The organism is Streptomyces sp. NPDC031265 (assembly GCF_055570295.1).
The window spans coordinates 26,223-47,389 of sequence record NZ_JBVIHM010000039.1 but is presented as its reverse complement, the minus strand read 5'-3'; the positions used below and the strand labels follow the sequence as shown (position 1 = coordinate 47,389).

Below are 21,167 nucleotides of genomic sequence, written 5' to 3'. Positions count from 1 at the left end.
CCCAGGATGTGACGTACATCCCGGGGGAGAGACATTCCCGCAGGTCACAGCGCTTTCAGGGGCCGCAGGGATAAACCTCAAGCACAAAGACCTGTCCGTTTCGTGACGTAATGCACTGACAAGGGGAGCGGACGCCCGACAAGCTGATGTAGGAAGTCGGGGGAATCGTTTGAATCCGGGAGTAAGTCAGTGAGCGCCATGTCTCTTGCCCTGCTGCTGACCACGGCCGCCGCCACGGCCGTGGGCGCCGCTGCCCTGCACGCCGCCCACGGGCTGCGCAAGCAGGTCGTGGCGCTGCGCGCCGACCTCGCGGCCACGAACGCCGGTCGGTCCGCCACCGTGCCCCACCAGGCGCGCGGCGCCGAGACGCCCGTCGCGGAGATACGCGCGGCCGTCGCCGAGGCGCTCGCCGAGGAGCGTGAGCGCGAGCTCGCCGAGGCGCGGGCGTTCTGGGCCGCACAGGAGGCGCGCGACGCGGCGGACGCCCCGTCGCTCCTGGGAGGCCTCGCGGGCCTCGGCGACGATGCTTCCCTGTTCCTCCCCCGGCAGACCGACTTCGCCGGCCTGGAGGGCATGGAGCTGGCCGCCGAGCCGTACGAGGAGTTCCCCGAGGACTCCCCGGAGCTCGCCGCGGCCCGCCGCCGCCACCCCTCGCACCCCGACTTCGTCCCGGTGCAGACGTCGGTCGTGGCCGACCACGAGTCCACGGTCTCGCGCCTGGAGCAGCTGGCCGAGGCCCGTACGGAGCTCGCGGACGTACGCCCCGGACCGCTCGGCACCCTCGACGTCTACGTCTTCGCCGACGGCACCACGCTGTGCATGACCCCCGGCCACCGCGAGACCTCCGAACGCCTCGCCGAGGCCCTCCGCGAGGGCGACACCCCGGTGCTGCTCGGCGGCTCGGGCATCTCCGGCGCGTACGCGCTGACGTTCTCGTGCGGCGAGGAGAGCGTGTACATCCTGGCGGACCGGGTCATCGCTTCGCTGTAGGTCCAAAGACACGGCCGTATGGAGTGACCCCCGGTATCGCGACGTGATGGCGCGCTGGGCGAGGCGCCGGACGGAGCGGCGTCCCGGGAGGCGGCCCCGCCGGGTCTGCCCCCACGGGCTCGGCGTGACGCTGACCGTCGACCTCGCGACCCGGAAACCGTTCAACGTCGGCTGCGCCGCCTGCGACGTGGAAGGCTGAATCCGACCCGGCGCGCAGGGGCAGGTTCCGGGGCTTGGCGACGGCGCCCCTCGCCCCCTACCCGAACGCCCGCCCCATCGCCCCCTCCACCAGCCCCACCGCCTCCTCCAAACCCCCGGCCGGCGCCACCCCCGTACGCAGCGCCTCGGCCAAATCCCTCCCCGCCACCGCCACTTGGTCCGCGACCGCGAAGGCCCCTGCGTCCGGCATCACGCGCGGCTCGGCGTCGGGGGTCTCGGCGAGCTGGGACCGGGCCGACAATTCCCTGGCCAGGGCGAGGCCTTCGGCGGCGGCGCCGCGGCGCAGGCGGCTTTCCGGGGCGGCGCGGAGGCGGTCGGCGAAGCGGTCCACGGCGGCGAGGAGCGGTGTCACATCAAGCACGCCGCGACCCTACGCGCCGCCCCGGGACTGTTGCCAATACGCGAACGCTCAGGCACGGTGGCATGAAGGACTTCCCCCGGGTTCTCGGCTCCGCCCGAGCAGGGGGGACCCCCAGCGCAATGCGTCCGGAGGCGCCGATGTCCCAAGTCTTCTTCGAAGAAACCCATCGCAACCTGCTCTCCCGCATCCCCAATTGCACCGGTCGTGAAGTCTCCGACTGGCTTCGCACCGTCGACGAAGGCCCTTCCCTCGTACGTTTCGAGGAGAAGGTCAGCTGGCTCCGGAGCGAGCACGATCTCGCCTACGGTCATGCCAAGGCGATCATCCATGAGTACGACCTGAGGCGGGCCGCGCGCCGCCTGCTCTAGGAAGGGACCTCTTGCGCTCCGCCCCGCCGATCCGACCACGGCGGGGCGCAGTGCCGTCCCGGCCACCACGCGGAGGGGCCCGCCCGGCTCTCGCCGGACGGGCCCCTCATCACTGCCTTACGGGCGTCAGTCGTCGCCCTGGAGGATCGCCACCAGTCGCAGCATCTCCAGGTAGATCCAGACCAGCGACATGGTCAGGCCGAAGGCCGCCAGCCACGACTCCTCGCGCGGGGCGCCGTACGTGATGCCGTCCTCGATCTGCTTGAAGTCAAGCGTCAGGAAGAAGCAGCCGATCAGGATGGCCAGCACGCCGACCGCGAAGCCGAGCGGGCCGAAGCTGCGCAGACCGCCGCCGTCGGCGCCGCCGAAGGCGACCACCAGCAGGTTCACCATCATCACCAGGACGAAGGCGATGGCGATGGTCATGCCGATGCGCGCGTACCGCGCGGTCACGCGGACCCAGCGCTGCTTGTACGCGAACAGCGTCGCGCCGGAGACCGCCAGGGTGCCCAGGACCGCCTGGAAGGGCGCGCCGGACCAGCGCTCGTTGAACATCTCGCTGATCACGCCGAGGAAGACGCCCTCGAACGCGGCGTAACCGATGATCAGCGCGGGGACGGGCTTCGCCTTGAACGACTGGATCATGGCGAGGACGAACGCCACCAGGGAGGCGCCGATCGCGAGCCCGTAGCTGGTCGAGGAGACCGGCAGCAGGGTCCAGGCGAGGGCCGCGCCCGCGGCCACCACGCCCAGCGTGATCGCGGTCCGCGAGACGACGTCGTCCATCGTCATCACGTTGCCGCGGGTCGGGGCCTGAGGGGCGCCGTACTGCGTGTCCTGCTGGGCGTAAGGGTTCGTCGCGTACGGGTTCGTCGCGGACGGGCTCGTCGGTGCCTGCGCGTACGGGTTGCCCCCGGCCTGCGGCGCGGTGTTGAAGCCCGCGTAGCCGTTGTCGCGGCTGAACCCCCGTCGCGAGAAGACCGGGTTGCTGCTCCTCATCTCACTCCTCCATGGCCGCCGAGCGCGGCCTTGCCGTCAAGGGTAATGGGAAAGCAAAACAATCACCCTAGTGCTCTGGGAGGATCTTTCCTCGCCAGGCGAGACGTACACCAGGGGCCTCGCGGTCACAAGAGTGCCACGGGAGACAACGGAAGACACCGGACGGGCATCGGCCGGGAGCTGCGGCGGGCCGGGCGGGGTGTCCTGGGGCGGAGGAGGGACGCGGCGCGGGGCCGCCCGTCGGGCGCGTGCGGGAACTGTTTACCCACGCGCCACTCATTCGCCGGTAATCCGGCCGCGTCGGCCGTTCCGTAGTCGTTCCGCGGTCGTTCTGTGCACCGAATTATCGGTTCTTCCACCTCTCCCCGGAGGGGGCGGGAGGTGCCCGGAGCCGGACTTGAACCGGCACGGCCCTAGGGCCAGCGAGGTTTAAGCTCGCCGTGTCTGCATTCCACCATCCGGGCTGGTCGCGCGGTTCCTACGTTCGCCCGAAGAGCCTATCGGGACGGCTCCCCCACCCGGCGGAACGATGGCCGATGTTGTCTTATTTTATTGGCGCTTGAGGGAGCGTCAGCCCGGGCCGAAACGGTTGCGGCACATGCCGCAGGCGGTTGGCAGGCATACCGGTCAGCCGGACTGTGCGTAGCGGAATGACGCGAATTCGACTCCTGCTCCCCGGCCCGCCCGCGCGGCCGCGGCGGGCAGGGCCGTCTCGGGGGCGGTGTCATACCGGAGGAGGAGGCGAGCGGCGCTCGTATAAGACTCAAGAGGGCCGGGGAACGGGTACAGGGACTGACGATCCGGGGGTCCTGCTGCATTGAGGATGGAGGAGTCCCCGCACCACGTCCGACAGGAGTCCTCCGTGACCACCATCCCCACCGCACACCGCGCCACCGCGGTGGCCGCCCGCGCCACCGAGCTGTCGAAGGTCTACGGGGCGGGCGAGACCCAGGTGGTCGCGCTCGACCGGGTGACGGTCGACTTCCACCAGGGCGAGTTCACCGCGATCATGGGCCCGTCGGGCTCCGGCAAGTCCACGCTGATGCACTGCGTGGCCGGGCTCGACTCGTTCAGCTCCGGGTCGGTCCGCATAGGCGAGACCGAGCTCGGCTCGCTCAAGGACAAGCAGCTCACCCAGCTGCGCCGGGACAAGATCGGCTTCATCTTCCAGGCGTTCAACCTGCTGCCGACGCTGACCGCGGCCGAGAACATCACGCTGCCGATGGACATCGCGGGCCGCAAGCCGAACAAGCAGTGGCTGGACCAGGTCATCGACATGGTGGGCCTTTCCGGGCGCCTCTCGCACCGGCCCACCCAGCTCTCCGGCGGCCAGCAGCAGCGCGTGGCCGTGGCCCGCGCCCTGGCCTCCCAGCCCGAGATCATCTTCGGTGACGAGCCGACCGGAAACCTGGACTCGCGCTCGGGCGCCGAGGTCCTGGGCTTCCTGCGCAACTCGGTGCGCGAGCTCGGCCAGACCGTGGTCATGGTCACCCACGACCCGGTCGCCGCGTCGTACGCGGACCGCGTGATCTTCCTGGCCGACGGCCGCGTCGTCGACGAGATGCTCCACCCGAGCGCCGACGGCGTGCTCGACCGCATGAAGGAGTTCGACGCGAAGGGCCGTACGAGCTGATCCGCGGGCCCACCGGCCCCAGCCACCCGCCCCCTGCCGAATCCCTCCAGGCCGAACCCTCCAGGACTGAGAAAAGCCCCATGTTCAAAACCGCCCTGCGCAACGTGCTGGCGCACAAGGCCAGGCTGCTGATGACCGTGCTCGCTGTGATGCTCGGCGTGGCCTTCGTCTCCGGCACCCTCGTCTTCACCGACACCCTCAAGAGCGCCTTCAAGAACCAGTCCGCCAAGAGCTACGACAACGTGGCCGTCGCCGTCACCTCGTACGGGAGCGGCGACGACAAGCAGGACCCCGGCGTCAGCAGGCAGACCGTCAAGAAGATCGAGGCCCTGGACGGGGTCGCCTCGGTCAACGGGCGCGTCGACGGGTTCGCCGGCGTGGCCGACCGCCACGGCAAGCTGATCGGCCAGGGCTGGGCCAACAAGGGCGGGAACTACTCCCCCGGCAAGGACGGCAAGGACCCGGCCTACACCTTCACCAACGGCTCCGGGCCGGTCCAGGACGGGCAGATCGCGCTCGACGAGGACACCGCGTCCAAGGGCAAGTACAAGGTCGGCGACCGGGTGCGGGTGGCCACCAACGGGCCGGTGAAGACGTACACGCTCTCGGGTGTCTTCACCACCGAGGACGGCGGGGTCAACGCGGGCGGCAGCCTCGTCCTGTTCGACACCAAGGTCGCCCAGCAGCTCTACCTCAAGCCGGGCTTCTTCCAGAACGTCAACATCTCCGCCAAGCCCGGCGCCGACGCGCAGAAGATCCTCTCCGAGGTGACCCCGCTGATCCCCGAGCACGCCACGGCCAGGACCGGCCAGGCGCTCGCGGACCAGGAGGCGAAGGACATCGAGGAGGGTCTCGGCGCGCTCAACCAGACGCTGCTCGCCTTCGCCGCCATCGCGCTCTTCGTCGGCATCTTCCTGATCTCCAACACCTTCACCATGCTGGTCGCCCAGCGCACCAGGGAACTGGCCCTGATGCGCGCGGTGGGCGCCTCGCGCTCCCAGGTGCGGCGCTCGGTGCTCACCGAGGCGCTGGTGGTCGGCGTGACCGCGTCCGCGATCGGCTTCGGCCTGGGCATCGGCCTGGCGGCCGGGCTGCGCTCCGCGATGTCGTCGTTCGGCATGAAGATCCCGGGCGGCTCCCTGATCATCTCGGCCACCCCGGTCATCGCGGCGCTCGCGGTCGGCGTCCTGGTGACCCTGATCGCCGCCCTGCTGCCCGCCTGGCGCGCCGCGAAGATCCCGCCGGTGGCGGCGATGAACAGCGTGCACTTGGCCGCCACCACCAAGTCCCTGGTCGTACGGAACACGATCGGCGCGATCATCACGCTGCTCGGCGCCGGTGCGGTCCTGTCGGGCGCCGCGACGGGCAAGGACGGCAAGACCATGATCGCCCTGGGCGCGTTCCTGGCGCTGGTCGGCATCATCATCCTGATCCCGCTGCTCTCCCGCCCGGTCATCGCGCTGGTCCGCCCGGCGCTGGCCAAGATGTTCGGCGTCTCCGGCAAGCTGGCCAGCCAGAACGCGGTGCGCAACCCGCGCCGCACCGGCGCCACCGCCTCCGCACTCGCCATCGGCCTCACCCTGGTGACCGGTCTTTCGGTGCTCGGCATCACGCTGGGCAAGGCCATCGACAAGACGACGACGGACAACATCAAGGCCGACTACATGGTCCAGATGGCGGACCGGGGCGACCTGGACAAGTCCGTGGTGACGGAGCTGCGCAAGGCCCCGGGCGTCGCGGCGGTCTCGCCGCAGCAGCCCTCGAACATCCAGCTCGACGGCGACTTCCAGAACGTCTCCGGTGTGACGCCGGGCGACATCGAGAAGGTGCTGCGCGTCGAGGCGCTCTCCGGCTCGCTCGCCACCCTGGGCAGGGGCCAGATCGCGGTCGACGACGAGACCGCGGAGAAGCACGGCTGGAAGGCCGGCACCAGGCTGCCCGCCGAGTTCGCCGACAAGAAGAAGAAGACCCTCACCGTGGGCGCGGTCTTCAAGAAGCAGGAGTTCCTCTCCTCGGTGCTCGCCCCGACCTCGATGCTCGACCCGCACCAGACCCGCCCGTACATCCGGGAGGTCTACGTGAAGATGGACGGCGGGGCCACCGCGGCCAATGAGCAGGCGCTGGTCAACGCCCTCGGCGACAACCCGGCGATCAGCTTCATGGACCAGAAGGACATCCGCGACGAGTTCGGCGGCATGATCAACACGCTTCTGAACATCATGTACGGGCTGCTCGCGATGGCGCTGATCATCGCGGTCCTGGGTGTCGTCAACACGCTGGCCATGTCGGTCTTCGAGCGCCAGCAGGAGATCGGGATGCTGCGGGCGATCGGACTGGAGCGCGGCAAGGTCAAGCGCATGATCCGCCTGGAGGCGATCGTCATCTCGCTCTTCGGCGCGGTGATCGGCGTGGGCCTCGGCACCTTCCTGGCCTGGGCCATCGGCCAGACCGTCAAGGGCTCCATCCCGCATTACGCGCTGGTGATCCCGTGGGACCGGATCGGGCTCTTCCTGGTCCTGGCGGGCCTGGTGGGCGTGCTGGCCTCGCTCTGGCCGGCCCGCAGCGCCGCCCGGCTGAACATGCTGACGGCGATCAAGACGGAGTAGTCCCCGCACTCGGACATACGAGAAGGGCCGGATCCCCTGGTGGGGTCCGGCCCTTCGTGCGTGTACGCGTCAGCTGCCCGCGCAGTACGACATCAGCTGGTCGTGGTTGGCCTTGAACTGGTCGTAGACCGCGTCGTCGTTGATCTTCAGGATGGTCTCGTCGTTGGAGCGCAGCGCCTGCCACGAGTAGTTGTGGCTGCCGGTCCAGACGACCTTCTCGTTGGCGACGCCCTCGTACGTGCCGTTCACCAGCAGGTACTTGGAGTGGATGCCGATGTTGACCGTGTGCCCGGCGGGCGGGGTCTCGAAGCACTCCACGCGCTGGGTGAGCTGCCCGTAGAGGATCGACTCGACGGTCTTGCCCATCGACGGGAGGCCCGTGCCGCCGCCGTTGGGGTTGGCGTCGGCCGCCAGGTACACCTTGCAGCCCGCGTCCACCATCGCCGCGAGCTTGGTGGCGATCTGGTCGCGGTAGAAGAGGTTGGCCGCCATCCGCACCTCGGAGTGCTGGGTGGAGGAGCAGGTGACCTTGTCGAGGATCAGCTTGACCGTGTCGGTGGCCGGGTCCGTCGAGTAGGAGGTGCCGGACGTCTCCTTGCGGGGGAAGAAGTACGTCTTGTAGTCCGGGTCGGTCGAACTGACCGGCGTCGAGTAGTAGTTGTTGTCACTGGTGCCCGAGGAGCCGTTCGCCACCTGGTCGTTGAAATACGCCTGGTAGTTGGCGTAGAGACCGGCGTCGATCAGCGTCACGGCGTTGTTGAAGAGGTCGGTGCGCTGGGTGCCCGACATGTTGGCCGAGGTCTGCACGACGACGTTGTCCGCCCCTCCCGTGTGGGAGAAGAGGAAGAACTTGTTGTGGTTGATCGAGCCGTCGTCGTCGGAGTTGAGCTTGCGGTTGGCGATGCAGCCGCGGCCCTGCGGGCAGGACAGGATCCAGGACGCCTTGGTGCGGTCGGTGCCGAGCGCCGCGGCCAGGTTCTCGTACTCGCCGCCCTTGGTCAGCTCGCTGCCGTCGGGCTTGAAGTTGTGCGACTTGTAGTCGACGACGAGCTTCACGGCGACGCCGCGGTCCTTCGCGGCGATCAGCGCGGTGCGCAGGACGTCGTCGGTGAAGGTGTACATCGACATCTGGACGGTGCTGCCCGCGGGGGCGTCGTTGACCAGCGAGACGACGTGGTCGCGGATCTTGTCCTGCTCGGCGGTGGTGCCGGAGGGGTCGTTGAAGATCGCCCCGTTGGTGACCGTGACGGTGTCGGCGGTGGCCGCGCCCGGCGCGGCGAAGGCGGACATCAGGGCGACTGCCATACCCAGCAGCCAGGTTGTGCGGTGGCGGTGCACACGAACTCCATATATGACATATGCATGACAATTTGGACGCCAGGATCGCCGCCCGGTTGCCGAACGTATCATTCCGCCTGCGGCCCGTCCGGGGGCTGGCCGCTCCCCCAGGTTCTCGGCTTTGCTCGAACAGGGGGGACCCCCATCGCGGCGGAGCCGCAAATGGTGCCGGCCCCGCGCCCCTGAAGGGCGCCCCGAAGGGGCGCGTTTACGGAGCGCTCCCCCAAGTACGCGCCCGCAGCGGCATCCCCGAGGCGCCGCCCTCCGGCGTCTTCACCGCCAGGACCTGGTTCACCCCGATCCGGTTGCGCTCGAAGGACAGCGCGGAGGCGGCCATGTAGAGCCGCCAGACCCGGGCCCGGCCCGGGCTGGTCAGCTTCACCGCCCGCTCCCAGCCCGCCTCCAGATTGGCCACCCACTGACGCAGGGTCAGCGCGTAGTGCTCGCGGATGGCCTCCACGTCACGCGCCTCGAACCCGGCGTCCTCCAGCGTCGACAGCGTCCGCCCCAGCGGCGCCAGCTCCCCGTCGGGGAAGACGTACGCGTCGATGAACTCGTCCACGTGGTACGCCGTCTCGTCCCCCTCGGGGCGCCGGGCGATCTGGTGGTTGAGCAGCCGCCCGCCGTCCTTCAGCAGGGCGTACAGGTCGTCCGCGTACTCCCGGTAGCGCTCGGAGCCGACGTGCTCGGCCATCCCGATCGAGGAGATGGCGTCGTACGGACCGTCCCGCACGTCCCGGTAGTCCTGCACCCGGATCTCGATCCGATCGGCCAGGCCCTCCTCGGCGATGCGCTTGCGGGCGTAGGCGGCCTGTTCGGCGCTGAGCGTGATGCCGACGACATGGGCGCTGTGGTGGCGGGCCGCGTGCAGCGCGAGCGAGCCCCAGCCGCAGCCGACGTCGAGCAGCCGGTCGCCCTCCCCGAGGCCCAGCTTGCGGCAGATCAGCTCCAGCTTGTCGCGCTGGGCCTCCTCCAGGGTGGCGTCGGGGCGCTCCCAGTAGGCGCACGAGTAGACCATCGACGGGCCGAGGACCAGCTCGTAGAAGGCGTTGCCCACGTCGTAGTGGTGGCTGACGGCCTGCTTGTCGCGGCGCTTGGTGTGCAGCCGGCCGGTGCGGCGGCGCAGTTCCTCGGCGGGCGGGGCGGGCGGCGGCAGGGGGCGTGCGAGCCGCAGCAGCTCCCGGGCGGCGGCCCGCAGCCCCGGGTCGCGTACGGGGTGGACCGCGTCCTTGGGTTCGCCGCCGCGGTCCCAGATCAGCCCGGCGATCAGGTCGAGGGCCAGATAGAGGTCCCCCTCGATGTCGAGCTCGCCCGCCACCCAGGCGCGCGCCAGGCCCAGTTCGCCCGGCTTCCACAGCAGTCTGCGCAGGGCCCGGCGGTGGCGCAGCACCACCACCGGGGCGCCCGGCGGGCCGGCCTCGCTGCCGTCCCAGGCGCGGACGCGGACCGGAAGGTCCTCACCCAGGAGCTTGCCGGCGAGAGCGGTCAGCCGCGTCGCGGCGTCGGCCATGGCGCACACCTCCGTGAAGTCGACCCCCACCTGCCCAGCACCCCCGGACAAGATTGCCCCGGGCACCGGCCATCCCGCTACAGCGCCACGGGCGTACATCGGCGGCGCGAAGGTGACGGCCGCAGGTGACGGCTTCCGCGTGGAGCGCACGCCGAAGGGGCCGCCCGCACCACGGATGGCGGACGGCCCCTTCGGGACGTACTGAGCAGTGACCTGGGTCAGGAGGCCTTGGCCTTCTCCTCGACCTTGTCCTTCGCGGCCGGGGCCGGAGCGGGCTTGGCGGCCTCGTAGAACTCCTCGCGCGGCGACTCCATGGCGCCGAGCGAGACGACCTCGCGCTTCAGGAACATGGCGAGGGTCCAGTCGGCGAAGACGCGGATCTTGCGGTTCCAGGTGGGCACGGCGAGACCGTGGTAGCCACGGTGCATGTACCAGGCGAGACGGCCCTTGAGCTTGATCTTCATCTTGCCCATGACGATCATCGCGACGCCCTTGTGGAGGCCGAGGCCCGCCACCGCACCCTTGTTGGCGTGCGCGTACTCCTTCTGCGGGAAGCCCCGCATACCGGAGACCACGTTGTCGCCGAGGACCTTGGCCTGGCGCAGCGCGTGCTGGGCGTTCGGCGGGCACCAGGCGTTCTCCACGCCGGCCTTGCGGGCGGCGAGGTCCGGGACCTGGGCGTTGTCGCCGGCGGCCCAGATGTAGTCGGTGCCCTGGACCTGGAGGGTCGGGGCGGTGTCGACGTGGCCGCGCGGGCCGAGCGGCAGGCCGAAGCGGGCCAGCGCCGGGTTGGGCTTGACGCCCGCGGTCCACACGATGGTGTTGGAGTCGACCTCAAGGCCGTTCTTCAGCACCACGTGGCCGTCGACGCAGGAGTCCATGGAGGTCGAGAGGTAGATCTCGATGCCGCGGCCCTCAAGGTGCTCCTTGCCCCACTTGCCGAGCTGCGGCCCGACCTCGGGGAGGATCTTGTCGGCGGCGTCGACCAGGACGAAGCGCATGTCCTCGCGCTTCACGTTGGTGTAGTACTTGGCCGCGTCGCGGGCCATGTCCTCGACCTCGCCGATCGTCTCGGCGCCGGCGAAGCCGCCACCCACGAAGACGAAGGTCAGCGCCTTGCGGCGGACGTCCTCGTCGGTCGTGGAGTCGGCCTTGTCCAGCTGCTCCAGGACGTGGTTGCGCAGCCCGATGGCCTCCTCGACGCCCTTCATACCGATGCCCTGCTCGGCGAGGCCGGGGATCGGGAAGGTGCGGGAGACCGCGCCGAGGGCGACGACCAGGTAGTCGAAGGGCAGCTCGTAGGCCTCGCCGACCAGCGGCGCGACCGTGGCGACCTTGCGGTCCTGGTCGATGCTGGTGACACGGCCGGTGAGCACCTCGGCTCCGCGCACGACGCGTCGCAGCGGGACGACGACGTGGCGCGGGGAGATGCTGCCTGCGGCGGCTTCGGGGAGGAAGGGCTGGTACGTCATGTACGACCGCGGGTCGACGACCGTGACGGTCGCCTCGGCGTAGCGCATCTTCTTGAGAATGCGCCGTGCCGCGTACAGGCCTACGTACCCACCGCCTACGACGAGGATTCGGGGACGCTCCGTGGTGCTCATGCCATCGAGTATCCACCCCCCTGTGGGCCCCCGCTCGTGCGCCCCTTCACAAGGTCCGACGGGGCCTCTGCTACACTTCGCGGCCCACGTGACCCAGGTCATGGTGGCCGGAGGGAACCACGGTGTAGGGGAGAACGTTGTTCACCCCTCCTGAACTGGCCCTCACACGGCTCCACGGGCTAGACCACTGGGTCAGGACACATGGCCGTAACACACCGTCCGACCCTTGGATCGCGCGCTGTTGAGCCCCTGAACCTGCAGAAGAGAGGCCCACGGCCCTCGATCGGGGCCAACTGACGGGTTTTCCTTGTGAAGAAGTTCACGAACTTTCTTGCGGAGGGTGGCCCGGAGGGCTCCTGAGGGGCCCTCCGGGGCACCTTCTACGCGATCGACCAGGCGATTCCGTCGAGGATGTCGTGCTCGCTGACCACGACCTCGCGGGCGCCCGTGCGGTCCATGACGGCCAGCAGGACCAGCGCGCCCGCGGCGATCACGTCGATGCGGCCCGGGTGCAGGACCGGGATCGCCGTGCGCTCGGCGTGGGTGGACGCCAGGAGGCGGTCGGTGACCCGCTTGACCTCGTCGTGGGAGATACGGGAGTGGTGGATCGCCGCCGAGTCGTAAGCGGACAGGCCGAGCGCGATGGCGGCGACCGTGGTCACCGAACCGGCCAGGCCCACCAGCGTGCGGGGCTCGCGCAGCGGCACCGTCTGCTCGGCGAGGTCCAGGGCCGCCTCGATGTCCGCCCTTATCGCCGCGATCTGCTCGGGCGTGGCCGGGTCGCCGGGGTGGTGGCGCTCGGTCATCCGGACGCAGCCGATGTCCACCGAGCGGGCCGCGCGCACGTGCTCCGAGCCGACCACGAACTCCGTCGAGCCGCCGCCGATGTCGACCACGAGGTAGTCGCCGCCGGAGTGGAGTTCCCTGGTGGCGCCGGTGAAGGAGAACTCGGCCTCCTGGTCGCCGGTGATCACCTCGGGCTCGACGCCCAGGATGTCCAGGACGCCCTGGACGAACTCGTCCCGGTTCTCGGCGTCGCGGGAGGCGGAGGTGGCGACGAAGCGGACGCGCTCGGCGCCGAACTCCTTGATGACCGCCGCGTACTCACGGCAGGCCGCGAAGGTGCGCTCCAGGGCCTCGGGGGCGAGGCGGCCGGTCCGGTCGACGCCCTGGCCGAGGCGGACGATCGTCATCCGGCGGTCCAGGTCGATGAGTTCGCCGGATACCGGGTCGGCGTCGGCTACCAGGAGCCGGATCGAGTTCGTACCGCAGTCGATGGCGGCGACCCGGGTCACTTCTCGCCCTCCCCGGGCACACAGGGGGTGACGCAGGGGCCCTTCGCCCACCACTCGGGCAGCATCGCGATCGCCTCGTCGCCCAGCGGGTTCACCCCGGGCCCGGCCGCCAGCGAGTGGCCGACCAGCACGTGCAGGCACTTCACCCGGTCCGGCATGCCGCCCGCGCTCGGGAAGCCCTCCAGGACCTCGATGGCGTCGCGGCGGGCGATGTAGTCCTCGTGGGCGGCGCGGTAGGCCGCGGCCAGCTCGGGGTCCGTCGCCAGACGCTCCGTCATCTCCTTCATGACCCCGTTGGCTTCGAGCGTGCCGATCGCCGACGCGGCCCGCGGGCAGCTCAGGTAGTACGTCGTCGGGAACGGCGTGCCGTCGGGCAGCCGGGGGGCCGTCTCGACCACGTCCGGGTTGCCGCACGGGCAGCGGTGCGCGATCGCGCGCAGTCCGCGCGGCGGGCGGCCCAGCTGCTCCTGGAAGGCGGCGATGTCCGCGTCGGTCGGCACGGTGCTGGGCGTCTGGGGCGGGGGCGTTTCCATCGCGGTTTCTGTCTCAGTCTCTGTCTGTCTGGATCTGTCGCTGTCTGGGCCCGGCGGCGTCAGTTGCCGGGGCGGTCGGCCTTGTCCACGCCGTCCCAGAGGTTCTGGTGCCAGGGGCGGCCGGTGGCGGCCTTGCCGTCGCGGCGGCCCTTGGCGGCCGACGGGTCGGTCACGGTGTAGCCGGTCTCGCCCGGAAACTGCATGTGCAGATGCTCACGGGCCAGCCGCTTGATGTACGCGTCGTCCTGGAGCCGCGCCTTCTCGTCGCGCAGCCGCTCGACCTGCGCGGCCGCGTCTTGCTCCTTGCGGCGCTGCTCGGCGATGTCGCCGCGCTGCGACACGTACTGGCGCATCGGGTACGCGAGGGCCACCACCAGCGAGCACATCACCAGGGCGAGCAGGGCGGCGCGCCCGGTGAGTCGGGAGCGGCGCGCCTGGCGCTTGGTCTGGGAGCGGTAGACCCGGGCCGCGGTCTGCTCACCGAGCCCCTTGAGCCGGGCCGCGGTGGAGAACCGGTCCCGGTTGCCCTTGGCCATGTCGCCCCGCTCCCCTCACGTACGTACAACGTCCCCGGACACGGTACGGGACCGCGGCCGGGGACGTACGTACGACAGGGCGGTCAGCCCATGTCAGGACTGCTCAGCCGGTCGGCTGATCAGCCCTTGAAGCGCGGGAAGGCGCTGCGGCCCGCGTACACCGCCGCGTCGTCGAGGATCTCCTCGATGCGCAGCAACTGGTTGTACTTGGCGACGCGGTCCGAGCGGGCCGGGGCGCCGGTCTTGATCTGGCCGCAGTTCACCGCGACGGCGAGGTCGGCGATGGTGACGTCCTCGGTCTCGCCGGAGCGGTGGGACATCATGCACTTGAAGCCGTTGCGCTGGGCCATCTCGACGGCGTCCAGGGTCTCGGTCAGCGAACCGATCTGGTTGACCTTGACGAGCAGGGCGTTCGCGGAGCCCTCCTCGATACCGCGGGCCAGGCGCTCCGGGTTGGTGACGAAGAGGTCGTCGCCGACGATCTGGACCTTGGAGCCCAGCTTGTCGGTGAGGGTCTTCCAGCCGGCCCAGTCGTCCTCGTACAGCGGGTCCTCGATGGAGACCATCGGGTACGCGGAGACGAGCTCCTCGTAGTACTCGGTCATCTCGGCGGCCGAGCGGGACTTGCCCTCGAACTCGTACTTGCCGTCCTTGTAGAACTCGGACGCGGCGACGTCGAGCGCGAGCGCGATGTCCTTGCCCGGGGCGTAACCGGCCTCCTTGATGGCCTCCAGGATCAGGTCCAGGGCGGCGCGGTTGGAGTCCAGGTTCGGGGCGAAGCCGCCCTCGTCGCCGAGGCCGGTGGACAGGCCCTTGCGCTTCAGGACGGCCTTGAGGGTGTGGTAGACCTCGGCACCCCAGCGCAGCGCCTCGGAGAAGGACTCCGCGCCGATCGGGGCGATCATGAACTCCTGGATGTCGACGTTGGAGTCGGCGTGCGACCCACCGTTGAGGATGTTCATCATCGGAACGGGCAGCAGGTGCGCGTTCGGGCCGCCCAGGTAGCGGAACAGCGGCAGGTCGCTGGCCTCGGAGGCGGCGTGCGCGACGGCGAGCGAGACGCCGAGGATGGCGTTGGCGCCGAGCGAGCCCTTGTTGTCCGTGGCGTCCAGGTCGAACATCGCCTGGTCGATCAGGCGCTGCTCGGTGGCGTCGTAGCCGACGAGCTCCGGGCCGATCTGCTCGATCACGGCGAGGACGGCCTTCTCGACGCCCTTGCCCTGGTAACGGTTGGGGTCACCGTCACGCAGCTCGATGGCTTCGAAGGCACCCGTGGAGGCGCCGGACGGGACGGCGGCACGACCGGTGCTGCCGTCGTCGAGGCCGACCTCGACCTCGACCGTGGGGTTGCCTCGGGAGTCCAGGATTTCCCGGGCTACGACGACGTCGATGGACGGCACGAGCATCTCCTTCTGGGATGTGACGCGAATACGCCGGGCCGCGCGGTCCGGCACCCCTGAGCCTAACCGCCTCCGGGGCATCCACCAGCCGACCGACCGGCCCGTGGGACGAAACGGGGGGCAAAATGTTCCCGAACAAAACAAAACCGTCCCGGCGGGGGGCGGTGGAATGCGGGGCCCTGCGGGGCTGGCTGGTGTTCGTCTGCGGACCGTGGCTGGCTGGTCGCGCCCACGCGGCGGAGCCGCAAAATGTCACAGCCCCGCGCCCCTGGGGGGGGGTTGGGGTCGCCGCAGGGATCGCCCCGCAGGGGCGCTTTCAGGGGCGCGGGGAACTGCGCGACCAGCCACAGACGATCCGCGGACAAACACCGGGCCGAAAAGGGGCGCGGGGAACTGCGCGAGCAGCCACGGATGGCCCGCAGCCGCGCAACGCAGCCCCCACCCCCGAGCGGAGCGCCTAGCTCAGGTGGAGCTGCTGGTTCACGTAGATCAGGTTCGCGTCCTTCACGACGTCCTTGTTCAGCTCGAACAGCTTCTGCCAGCCGCCCTTGACGCCGTGCGCGGCGGCGATGGAGCCGAGGGTGTCGCCGGCCTTCACCTTGTACTCGCCGGTGCCGGTCTTGACCGGGGCCGGGCGGGACTCGCTGCGCGAGGCGGGCGCGGACTCGCGCTTCGGGGCCGGGGCGGCCTTGGGGGTGGCGGCCTTCGAGGACGAGCCGGACGTGTCCACGTTCGCGGACGCGCCACCGGACGTCAGGTTGCCCGCACCGGCGCAGGACCAGGCGCCCGGCCCCTGCATCGCGAGCAGCTTCTCGGCGGTGGCTATCTGCTGGCCCTTGGTGGCCAGGTCGGCGCGGGAGGCGTACTGGGTGCCGCCCGCCGCGGCCCAGGAGGACTGCGAGAACTGCAGACCGCCGTAGTAGCCGTTGCCGGTGTTGATGGACCAGTTGCCGCCGGACTCGCACTGGGCGACCGCGTCCCAGGTGGAGACGGAGGCGGCGGAGGCGGAGCCCGCGGCCATCAGCGGGGCGGCGACGGCCGCACCGGTGACACCGGCGAGCGTGACGACGCGGACGGCCTTGGACGGGCGACGGTGCTTGCCCTTGCCGGAAAGCAGCATGGAGTTCTCCTCACCGACGCCTGCGAGGTGAGCTGTCGGGTTCGGGCGAGTGAGTGGCCCGGCCGCGCCGTGCTGGCGCGTCTTCACCCCAAGCCGGTCCTGTCGGCCGTCTCGTACGTCCCGCCGTATGGCGTACGTCCTTCAACGGCCGGGCCCGGCGCTTACCTTGGGTCCCCCGCTCCTGCCTACGGCGCATCGAGCGTCGACTGTTCCCCGCGACCGGCGGCAGGATTCGGCGTTCCCGGTCGAAGGGGCCCGTGGTGACGAGCGCTCCGACCGTAATCACACCAACCCCTGATGTTCAAAGGGGCACATCGGGGAGAAATCGCCCCCACGTACCCCTCCGCAACCCCTGTTTCCGCAGGTCGGGGGCGTAACGCCCGTACCGGACGGACGGGACACGCCAGTTGACGGAAAGAGACCCATGTCTCACTTGCACAGAAGTGGACATAGGCCCCTGAACTACCCCTTGGGCGTGGCCGGGTTGTCCGTGTTTGCCAGGTTCAGATCAAGGCTCTGGCCGGGCACGATGAGGTCCGGGTCGGAGCCGATCGTCTTCTCGTTCGCCTTGTAGAGCGCTGCCCAGCCGCCCTCGACCTTGTGCGAGCGCGAGATGTCCCACAGGTTGTCGCCGACGCGGACGGTGTAGCCGCCACCCCCGGTGAGCGCGTCGCCCGCCTCACGTGAGTCGGCGTCACCTCGCGAGGCGTGACGCCCCGATTCATGACTGTTTTCCGTATTGCCCGGCTCGGTGGTGGCGGGGGTGCCACCCTCGGCCGGGTCCGGCGTGCCGCGGTGCTTGCCGCCGGAGGCGGAGTCCGTGGAGCCGGTGGCCGGGCTGGACGGCGTCGTGGACCCGGGCCGCCCGCTCGCGCCCGTGGACGGCGCCGAGGACGTCGTGGACGGCTTGGGAGCGGTGGAGGCCGGACCGGACGGCGTCGTGGGCGCCGGAGTCGTCTTCGCGGGCGCGGACGGAGTGGAGGCGTCCGGGGTCGCGGCCCCCTCCTCCGAGGGGACGTACGGCGAGGGCGTGGCGCCCGGGTCGACGGCCGGCGCACCGCCGCCCGAGGTGAGCCCGGAGACCGTCGAGCAGCTGGTGAAGGCCTTGGGGCCCTTCGCCGCGAGCACCTTCTCGGCGACGGCTATCTGCTGCGCGCGGCTGGCCATGTCGGGGCGCGAGGCGTACGCCGTGCCGCCGTAGCTCTCCCAGGTCTCCTGGGAGAGCTGGAGGCCGCCGTACAGGCCGTTGCCGAAGTCGGCGCTCCACGCGCCGCCGCTCTCGCACTCCGCGACGCGGTCCCACGTGGTCGCGGTGGCGGCGCTCGCACCGCTCGCGGCGAAGAGCGGAAGAGCGAGGGCCGAGCCGGTCACCCCCGCCGCGACGACGAGTGCGGGAGCCTGGCGGGGTCGGCGGTGCCGTCCGTTCCCGGAGCGCATGCTGTGGCCTTCCGTGTGACTACGTCTGTGACTACTGGGCCGGGCGTTGAGCCTGGTTTGCCGAGTCGAGGGGTGAACGTAGCCGTACTCGAACGCTTGTCACAAGTCGATGCACCCGCGATAACGCCAAAGTCACAGTTTTGACGGGCTGTCAGTTCGGGTGGGCGTGAACTCGACCGGAAGCGTACGCAGTCCGCGCATGATGAGCCCGCCGCGCCAGCGCAAATCGGCAGGATCCGCCCCGAGCCGCAGGTCAGGAAGGCGGCGCAACAGGGTCGCCAGCGCGGTCTTCGCCTCCAGCCGGGCGAGCGGGGCGCCCAGGCAGTAGTGGATGCCGTGGCCGTAGCCGAGGTGCTGGTTGTCGCGGCGGCCGAGGTCGAGCGTGTCCGGGGCGCCGAACCGCTCGGGGTCACGGTCGGCGGAGGCGAGGACGACGAGCACCGGGTCGCCGGCCGCGATGTCCTGACCCCCGATCGTCAGCGGCCGGGTGGCGAACCGCCAGGTGGCGAGCTCCACGGGCCCGTCGTAGCGCAGCAGTTCCTCGACGCCGGTGTCCAGCAGGTCCGACTCCCCGGCCGCGAGCGAGGCTTGCAGCCGCTCGCGCTGGTCCGGGTTGCGCAGCAGCGCGTACACACCGTTGCCGATGAGGTTCACGGTCGTCTCGAAACCGGCGAACAGGAGGATGAAGGCCATCGCGGCGGCCTCGTTCTCGGTGAGGTGCTCGCCGTGGTCGCTGGCGCGGATCAGGCCCGAGATGAGGTCGTCGCCCGGGTTCTCCCTTTTGCGGTGGATGAGTTCGAGGAGATACCCGCGCATCTTCTTGACCGACCGGGCCACGCCGCCGCGCGGGCCGCCGCCGTGCCGGATCATCATCCCGGCCCAGTCGCGGAAGTCGTCCTGGTCCTCGCGCGGCACGCCGAGCAGGTCGCAGATGGCGTAGATGGGCAGCGGGAAGGCGAACTCGTGGATGAGGTCGGCCTCGCCGCCCGCCGCGAACCGGTCGATGAGCTGGTCGGTCAACTCCTGCACCCGGGGCGCGAATTCGGCGACCGTACGGGGAGTGAACGCCTTCGACACCAGCCGCCGCAGCCGGGTGTGGTCCGGCGGGTCGATGTTGAGCAGATGCGTCATCAGATCGGCTTTGCGCTCGCCCGGAATGCCGGTCTTGCCCTTGGCGTGCGCGGGCTCGTCGTGGTGCGCGGGGTTCTTGGAGAGCCGCTGGTCGGCGAGCGCCTGCTTGGCGTCCGCGTACCGCGTCACGAGCCACGCCTCGACCCCGCTGGGCAGCTTGGTCCAGTGCACCGGCGAGTGCTCCCGCAGCCACCCGTACGTGGGGTACGGGTCGGTGGCGAACTCCCAGGTGAACATCTCGGGGGGCGAGGGGGTCCGGTCCGCGCCGGACGGGCGGGAACCGGGAGCGACCGGGGCCGAGCCGTGCGCGGGCGCAACCGGGTCCTGGCCGGACGGGCCGGAGTTCCGGGCGGACGGGTTCCGGCCGGACGGGTTCCGGCCGGACGGGGGCGAGGGCTCCACCGCCGTCAGGCCTTTTCCGCCGTGCGGATCGCGTCCCGGTACGCGCGGGCCGCCGCCCGCAGCGCCGCCTCCGGGTCCGTGCCGTCGGCCTCCGCCGCGACCGCGAGGGCGAGCAGGCGGTAGCCGATGCCCTCGCCGGACGGCAGGGGGACGTCCAGGGAGCCGATACGGGTGCGGGAGGCGAGCTTGGCCGCCAGGGCCAGGGCGGGCTGGCCGAGCGGGATGCCGTCGGTCACCGAGTCGCGCTGCTTCTCCGCCGCCTTCTGCCGCAGCCAGTGTTCCTTGACCTCCTCCGGCGTCTCGGCGTGCTCGTCGCCGAAGACGTGCGGATGGCGGTGGATCAGCTTCTCCACGATCGTCCCGGCCACGTCGTCCACCGAGAACGGCTCTTCCGGGTCCTCCTCCGCGATCCGCGCGTGGAAGACCACCTGGAGCAGTACGTCGCCGAGCTCCTCGCGCAGTTCGTCGCGGTCGCCCTCCTCCACCGCCTCGACCAGCTCGTACGCCTCCTCAAGCGCGTACTTGGCCAGGCCCTTGTGGGTCTGCTGGGACGACCACGGGCACTCGCGCCGGATCCGGTCCATGACCTGGACGAGGTCGAGCAGCCGGGCGCCCGGCAGGTCGTACGAGCCCGGCAGCAGCTCCAGGTCCGGCATGGCGACCCTGCCCGAGCCCGCGAGCCGGGCGAGCCCGTCGGTGAGCCGACGGTCGCCCTCGCCGGAGGGGAGGACGACCACGGTGCGGCCCCCGGCGCACGCCTCGACCAGCTCCCGCGCCTGCGGTTCCACGATCTCGACCTCGACGCCCGCCTCGCGCAGATACGGCAGCTGCGGGTGGCCCGGGTCGGCGCAGAGCACCCGGTCGGCGGCGCGCAGCGTCTGCCAGGCGGGCCAGGACAGCAGTCCGGGCGCCACCCGGTGGCTGGCGGTGAGCAGGACGACGCGGCCGGGTTCTTCGAGAGTCACCTCCCGAACCTACCCCGACCGCTCCCCGCCCCGGCCCCGGCCCGTCAGCCGGTGACCGGGGCCTCCTCTTCCGGCCCGTTCTTGGTGACCTGGGCGATCCACGGCGTCTTGGTGTCGGCGAGCTGGATCGCCTTGTCGTCCCATGTCCCGTACCGCGGATTGACGTCGATCTTCAGCTTCTTCGACGCCTCGGTGAGCGTCTTGGTGACGGACGCCTGGCCCTGCGGGGTGGACAGGTCGGCGCCGGTCGCGGCGGCCAGCGCGGTCAGCTGCACCTGCTCGCGGACCGCGTCGTCGATCTGGCCGGGGGCGACCCCGCGCTGCTGGAGGAGCATGGCCGCGAACGCCTGCTCGCCGCCGGACTGCTGGGCCATCGCGGCCCGGGCGTCCTGGAGCTGCTTGCGGGTCACGCTCACCCCGGCGTCGGCGGCGGCCCGGTCGAGCACCCGGTCGAAGATCAGCCCGTGCAGCTTGGCGCGGCTGAGCTGGCCGGTGTTCTTGATCAGCTGGGCCGCCTGCGGCGAGGCCTGCTGCGCCGTACGGACATCCTTGACCTGGGCCTGGAGCGCGGAGACCGGGATCCGGTCGCCTCCGACGACGGCCGCGGCGCCCGGGTGGGCCTCGCTGCCGCAGGCGGTCAGGAGTGGGCCCGCGCCGAGGAGCGCGACGGAGAGGGCGAGTGCGGTGCGACGGCGGCGGTGCAAAGGAGCCTCCCGGCGG

The 21,167-nt window shown here is 70.7% G+C and carries 19 protein-coding genes, 1 tRNA gene and 1 riboswitch; of the genes, 5 read left to right on the top strand and 15 right to left on the bottom strand.

All coding sequences use genetic code 11. The annotated features are described in order from the left end of the window. Positions 1-198: 198 nt before the first annotated feature. The gene (locus tag ACZ499_RS36330) at positions 199-990 is read left to right on the top strand and encodes a hypothetical protein (protein WP_468680987.1); all 792 of its coding nucleotides are present in this window, start codon (positions 199-201) and stop codon (positions 988-990) included. Positions 991-1,246: 256 nt separating this feature from the next. On the opposite strand, the gene ACZ499_RS36325 is transcribed toward ACZ499_RS36330, so the two are convergent. After that, on the bottom strand, positions 1,247-1,570 hold the full coding sequence (locus ACZ499_RS36325; protein ID WP_468680979.1) for a hypothetical protein: 324 nt from the start codon (positions 1,568-1,570) through the stop codon (positions 1,247-1,249). Between the two features lie 137 nt (positions 1,571-1,707). Here ACZ499_RS36325 and ACZ499_RS36320 point away from each other — a divergent pair, with 137 nt between their 5' ends. After that, positions 1,708-1,938 carry a DUF4287 domain-containing protein gene (locus tag ACZ499_RS36320; RefSeq protein ID WP_468680978.1) on the top strand — a complete coding sequence of 77 codons (231 nt, stop codon included), beginning with the start codon at positions 1,708-1,710 and terminating at the stop codon, positions 1,936-1,938. 126 nt (positions 1,939-2,064) lie between these two features. On the opposite strand, the gene ACZ499_RS36315 is transcribed toward ACZ499_RS36320, so the two are convergent. Beyond that, positions 2,065-2,937: a Bax inhibitor-1/YccA family protein gene (locus ACZ499_RS36315; RefSeq protein WP_468680977.1), complete on the bottom strand. Its 873-nt coding sequence runs from the start codon at positions 2,935-2,937 to the stop codon at positions 2,065-2,067. Between the two features lie 382 nt (positions 2,938-3,319). Next, positions 3,320-3,401, bottom strand: a tRNA-Leu gene (locus ACZ499_RS36310). Positions 3,402-3,799: 398 nt separating this feature from the next. On the opposite strand from ACZ499_RS36310, the gene ACZ499_RS36305 reads away from it, so the two are divergent. Together ACZ499_RS36305 and ACZ499_RS36300 are read left to right on the top strand one after the other, a co-directional pair. Further along, positions 3,800-4,570 carry an ABC transporter ATP-binding protein gene (locus ACZ499_RS36305; protein ID WP_385546265.1) on the top strand — a complete coding sequence of 257 codons (771 nt, stop codon included), beginning with the start codon at positions 3,800-3,802 and terminating at the stop codon, positions 4,568-4,570. Positions 4,571-4,650: 80 nt separating this feature from the next. Beyond that, positions 4,651-7,176 carry an ABC transporter permease gene (locus tag ACZ499_RS36300; protein WP_468680975.1) on the top strand — a complete coding sequence of 842 codons (2,526 nt, stop codon included), beginning with the start codon at positions 4,651-4,653 and terminating at the stop codon, positions 7,174-7,176. Positions 7,177-7,245: 69 nt separating this feature from the next. Here the strand turns inward: ACZ499_RS36300 and ACZ499_RS36295 are convergent, their stop codons facing one another. Both ACZ499_RS36295 and ACZ499_RS36290 read right to left on the bottom strand, forming a co-directional pair. Then, the gene (locus ACZ499_RS36295; RefSeq protein ID WP_468680973.1) at positions 7,246-8,481 is read right to left on the bottom strand and encodes a phospholipase D-like domain-containing protein; all 1,236 of its coding nucleotides are present in this window, start codon (positions 8,479-8,481) and stop codon (positions 7,246-7,248) included. Between the two features lie 241 nt (positions 8,482-8,722). Beyond that, complete coding sequence (locus ACZ499_RS36290) at positions 8,723-10,024, bottom strand: class I SAM-dependent methyltransferase (protein WP_468680969.1); 1,302 nt, start codon at positions 10,022-10,024, stop codon at positions 8,723-8,725. Between ACZ499_RS36290 and ACZ499_RS36285 the strand changes: the two genes are divergently transcribed. Beyond that, positions 10,023-10,229 carry a hypothetical protein gene (locus ACZ499_RS36285; RefSeq protein ID WP_468680967.1) on the top strand — a complete coding sequence of 69 codons (207 nt, stop codon included), beginning with the start codon at positions 10,023-10,025 and terminating at the stop codon, positions 10,227-10,229. The two genes, ACZ499_RS36290 and ACZ499_RS36285, sit on opposite strands and share 2 nt — an antisense overlap. A 13-nt stretch (positions 10,230-10,242) precedes the next feature. On the opposite strand, the gene ACZ499_RS36280 is transcribed toward ACZ499_RS36285, so the two are convergent. The 10 genes from ACZ499_RS36280 to ACZ499_RS36235 all read right to left on the bottom strand — a co-directional run bounded on the left by ACZ499_RS36280 (position 10,243) and on the right by ACZ499_RS36235 (position 21,151). Further along, the gene (locus ACZ499_RS36280) at positions 10,243-11,628 is read right to left on the bottom strand and encodes an NAD(P)/FAD-dependent oxidoreductase (protein WP_385546254.1); all 1,386 of its coding nucleotides are present in this window, start codon (positions 11,626-11,628) and stop codon (positions 10,243-10,245) included. A gap of 380 nt (positions 11,629-12,008) precedes the next feature. Next, the gene (locus ACZ499_RS36275) at positions 12,009-12,923 is read right to left on the bottom strand and encodes a Ppx/GppA phosphatase family protein (protein ID WP_468680965.1); all 915 of its coding nucleotides are present in this window, start codon (positions 12,921-12,923) and stop codon (positions 12,009-12,011) included. Continuing rightward, the gene (locus ACZ499_RS36270; protein ID WP_385546249.1) at positions 12,920-13,456 is read right to left on the bottom strand and encodes a DUF501 domain-containing protein; all 537 of its coding nucleotides are present in this window, start codon (positions 13,454-13,456) and stop codon (positions 12,920-12,922) included. Before ACZ499_RS36270 ends, ACZ499_RS36275 begins: the two co-directional genes overlap by 4 nt. A 59-nt stretch (positions 13,457-13,515) precedes the next feature. Continuing rightward, positions 13,516-13,992: an FtsB family cell division protein gene (locus tag ACZ499_RS36265; protein ID WP_468680962.1), complete on the bottom strand. Its 477-nt coding sequence runs from the start codon at positions 13,990-13,992 to the stop codon at positions 13,516-13,518. Positions 13,993-14,111: 119 nt separating this feature from the next. Then, on the bottom strand, positions 14,112-15,398 hold the full coding sequence (gene eno, locus ACZ499_RS36260; protein ID WP_468410019.1) for a phosphopyruvate hydratase: 1,287 nt from the start codon (positions 15,396-15,398) through the stop codon (positions 14,112-14,114). A 451-nt stretch (positions 15,399-15,849) separates the two neighbouring features. Beyond that, entirely contained in the window at positions 15,850-16,512 is a 663-nt protein-coding gene (locus ACZ499_RS36255; protein ID WP_468680960.1) for a transglycosylase family protein, read from the bottom strand. A gap of 2 nt (positions 16,513-16,514) precedes the next feature. Then, a riboswitch (cyclic di-AMP (ydaO/yuaA leader) is annotated at positions 16,515-16,715 on the bottom strand. A 259-nt stretch (positions 16,716-16,974) separates the two neighbouring features. Further along, positions 16,975-17,949 (bottom strand): transglycosylase family protein, encoded by a 975-nt coding sequence (locus ACZ499_RS36250; protein ID WP_468680958.1) that lies wholly within the window; start codon positions 17,947-17,949, stop codon positions 16,975-16,977. A gap of 132 nt (positions 17,950-18,081) precedes the next feature. After that, positions 18,082-19,317 (bottom strand): cytochrome P450 family protein, encoded by a 1,236-nt coding sequence (locus ACZ499_RS36245; RefSeq protein WP_468680986.1) that lies wholly within the window; start codon positions 19,315-19,317, stop codon positions 18,082-18,084. 170 nt (positions 19,318-19,487) lie between these two features. Next, entirely contained in the window at positions 19,488-20,447 is a 960-nt protein-coding gene (locus ACZ499_RS36240; protein WP_468410013.1) for a nucleoside triphosphate pyrophosphohydrolase, read from the bottom strand. A 44-nt stretch (positions 20,448-20,491) separates the two neighbouring features. After that, positions 20,492-21,151: a SurA N-terminal domain-containing protein gene (locus ACZ499_RS36235; RefSeq protein ID WP_468410011.1), complete on the bottom strand. Its 660-nt coding sequence runs from the start codon at positions 21,149-21,151 to the stop codon at positions 20,492-20,494. Between the last annotated feature and the right edge of the window lie 16 nt (positions 21,152-21,167).

Bases quoted from the DNA above. Each gene is read 5' to 3' on its own strand.
- ACZ499_RS36280 (WP_385546254.1), bottom strand. From the start codon at position 11,628: ATGAGCACCACGGAGCGTCCCCGAATCCTCGTCGTAGGCGGTGGGTAC.
- ACZ499_RS36255 (WP_468680960.1), bottom strand. From the start codon at position 16,512: ATGCTGCTTTCCGGCAAGGGCAAGCACCGTCGCCCGTCCAAGGCCGTC.
- ACZ499_RS36265 (WP_468680962.1), bottom strand. From the start codon at position 13,992: ATGGCCAAGGGCAACCGGGACCGGTTCTCCACCGCGGCCCGGCTCAAG.
- ACZ499_RS36285 (WP_468680967.1), top strand. From the start codon at position 10,023: ATGGCGCACACCTCCGTGAAGTCGACCCCCACCTGCCCAGCACCCCCG.
- ACZ499_RS36320 (WP_468680978.1), top strand. From the start codon at position 1,708: ATGTCCCAAGTCTTCTTCGAAGAAACCCATCGCAACCTGCTCTCCCGC.
- ACZ499_RS36330 (WP_468680987.1), top strand. From the start codon at position 199: ATGTCTCTTGCCCTGCTGCTGACCACGGCCGCCGCCACGGCCGTGGGC.
- ACZ499_RS36250 (WP_468680958.1), bottom strand. From the start codon at position 17,949: ATGCGCTCCGGGAACGGACGGCACCGCCGACCCCGCCAGGCTCCCGCA.
- ACZ499_RS36295 (WP_468680973.1), bottom strand. From the start codon at position 8,481: ATGGCAGTCGCCCTGATGTCCGCCTTCGCCGCGCCGGGCGCGGCCACC.
- ACZ499_RS36245 (WP_468680986.1), bottom strand. From the start codon at position 19,317: ATGTTCACCTGGGAGTTCGCCACCGACCCGTACCCCACGTACGGGTGG.
- eno (WP_468410019.1), bottom strand. From the start codon at position 15,398: ATGCTCGTGCCGTCCATCGACGTCGTCGTAGCCCGGGAAATCCTGGAC.
- ACZ499_RS36300 (WP_468680975.1), top strand. From the start codon at position 4,651: ATGTTCAAAACCGCCCTGCGCAACGTGCTGGCGCACAAGGCCAGGCTG.
- ACZ499_RS36315 (WP_468680977.1), bottom strand. From the start codon at position 2,937: ATGAGGAGCAGCAACCCGGTCTTCTCGCGACGGGGGTTCAGCCGCGAC.
- ACZ499_RS36290 (WP_468680969.1), bottom strand. From the start codon at position 10,024: ATGGCCGACGCCGCGACGCGGCTGACCGCTCTCGCCGGCAAGCTCCTG.
- ACZ499_RS36270 (WP_385546249.1), bottom strand. From the start codon at position 13,456: ATGGAAACGCCCCCGCCCCAGACGCCCAGCACCGTGCCGACCGACGCG.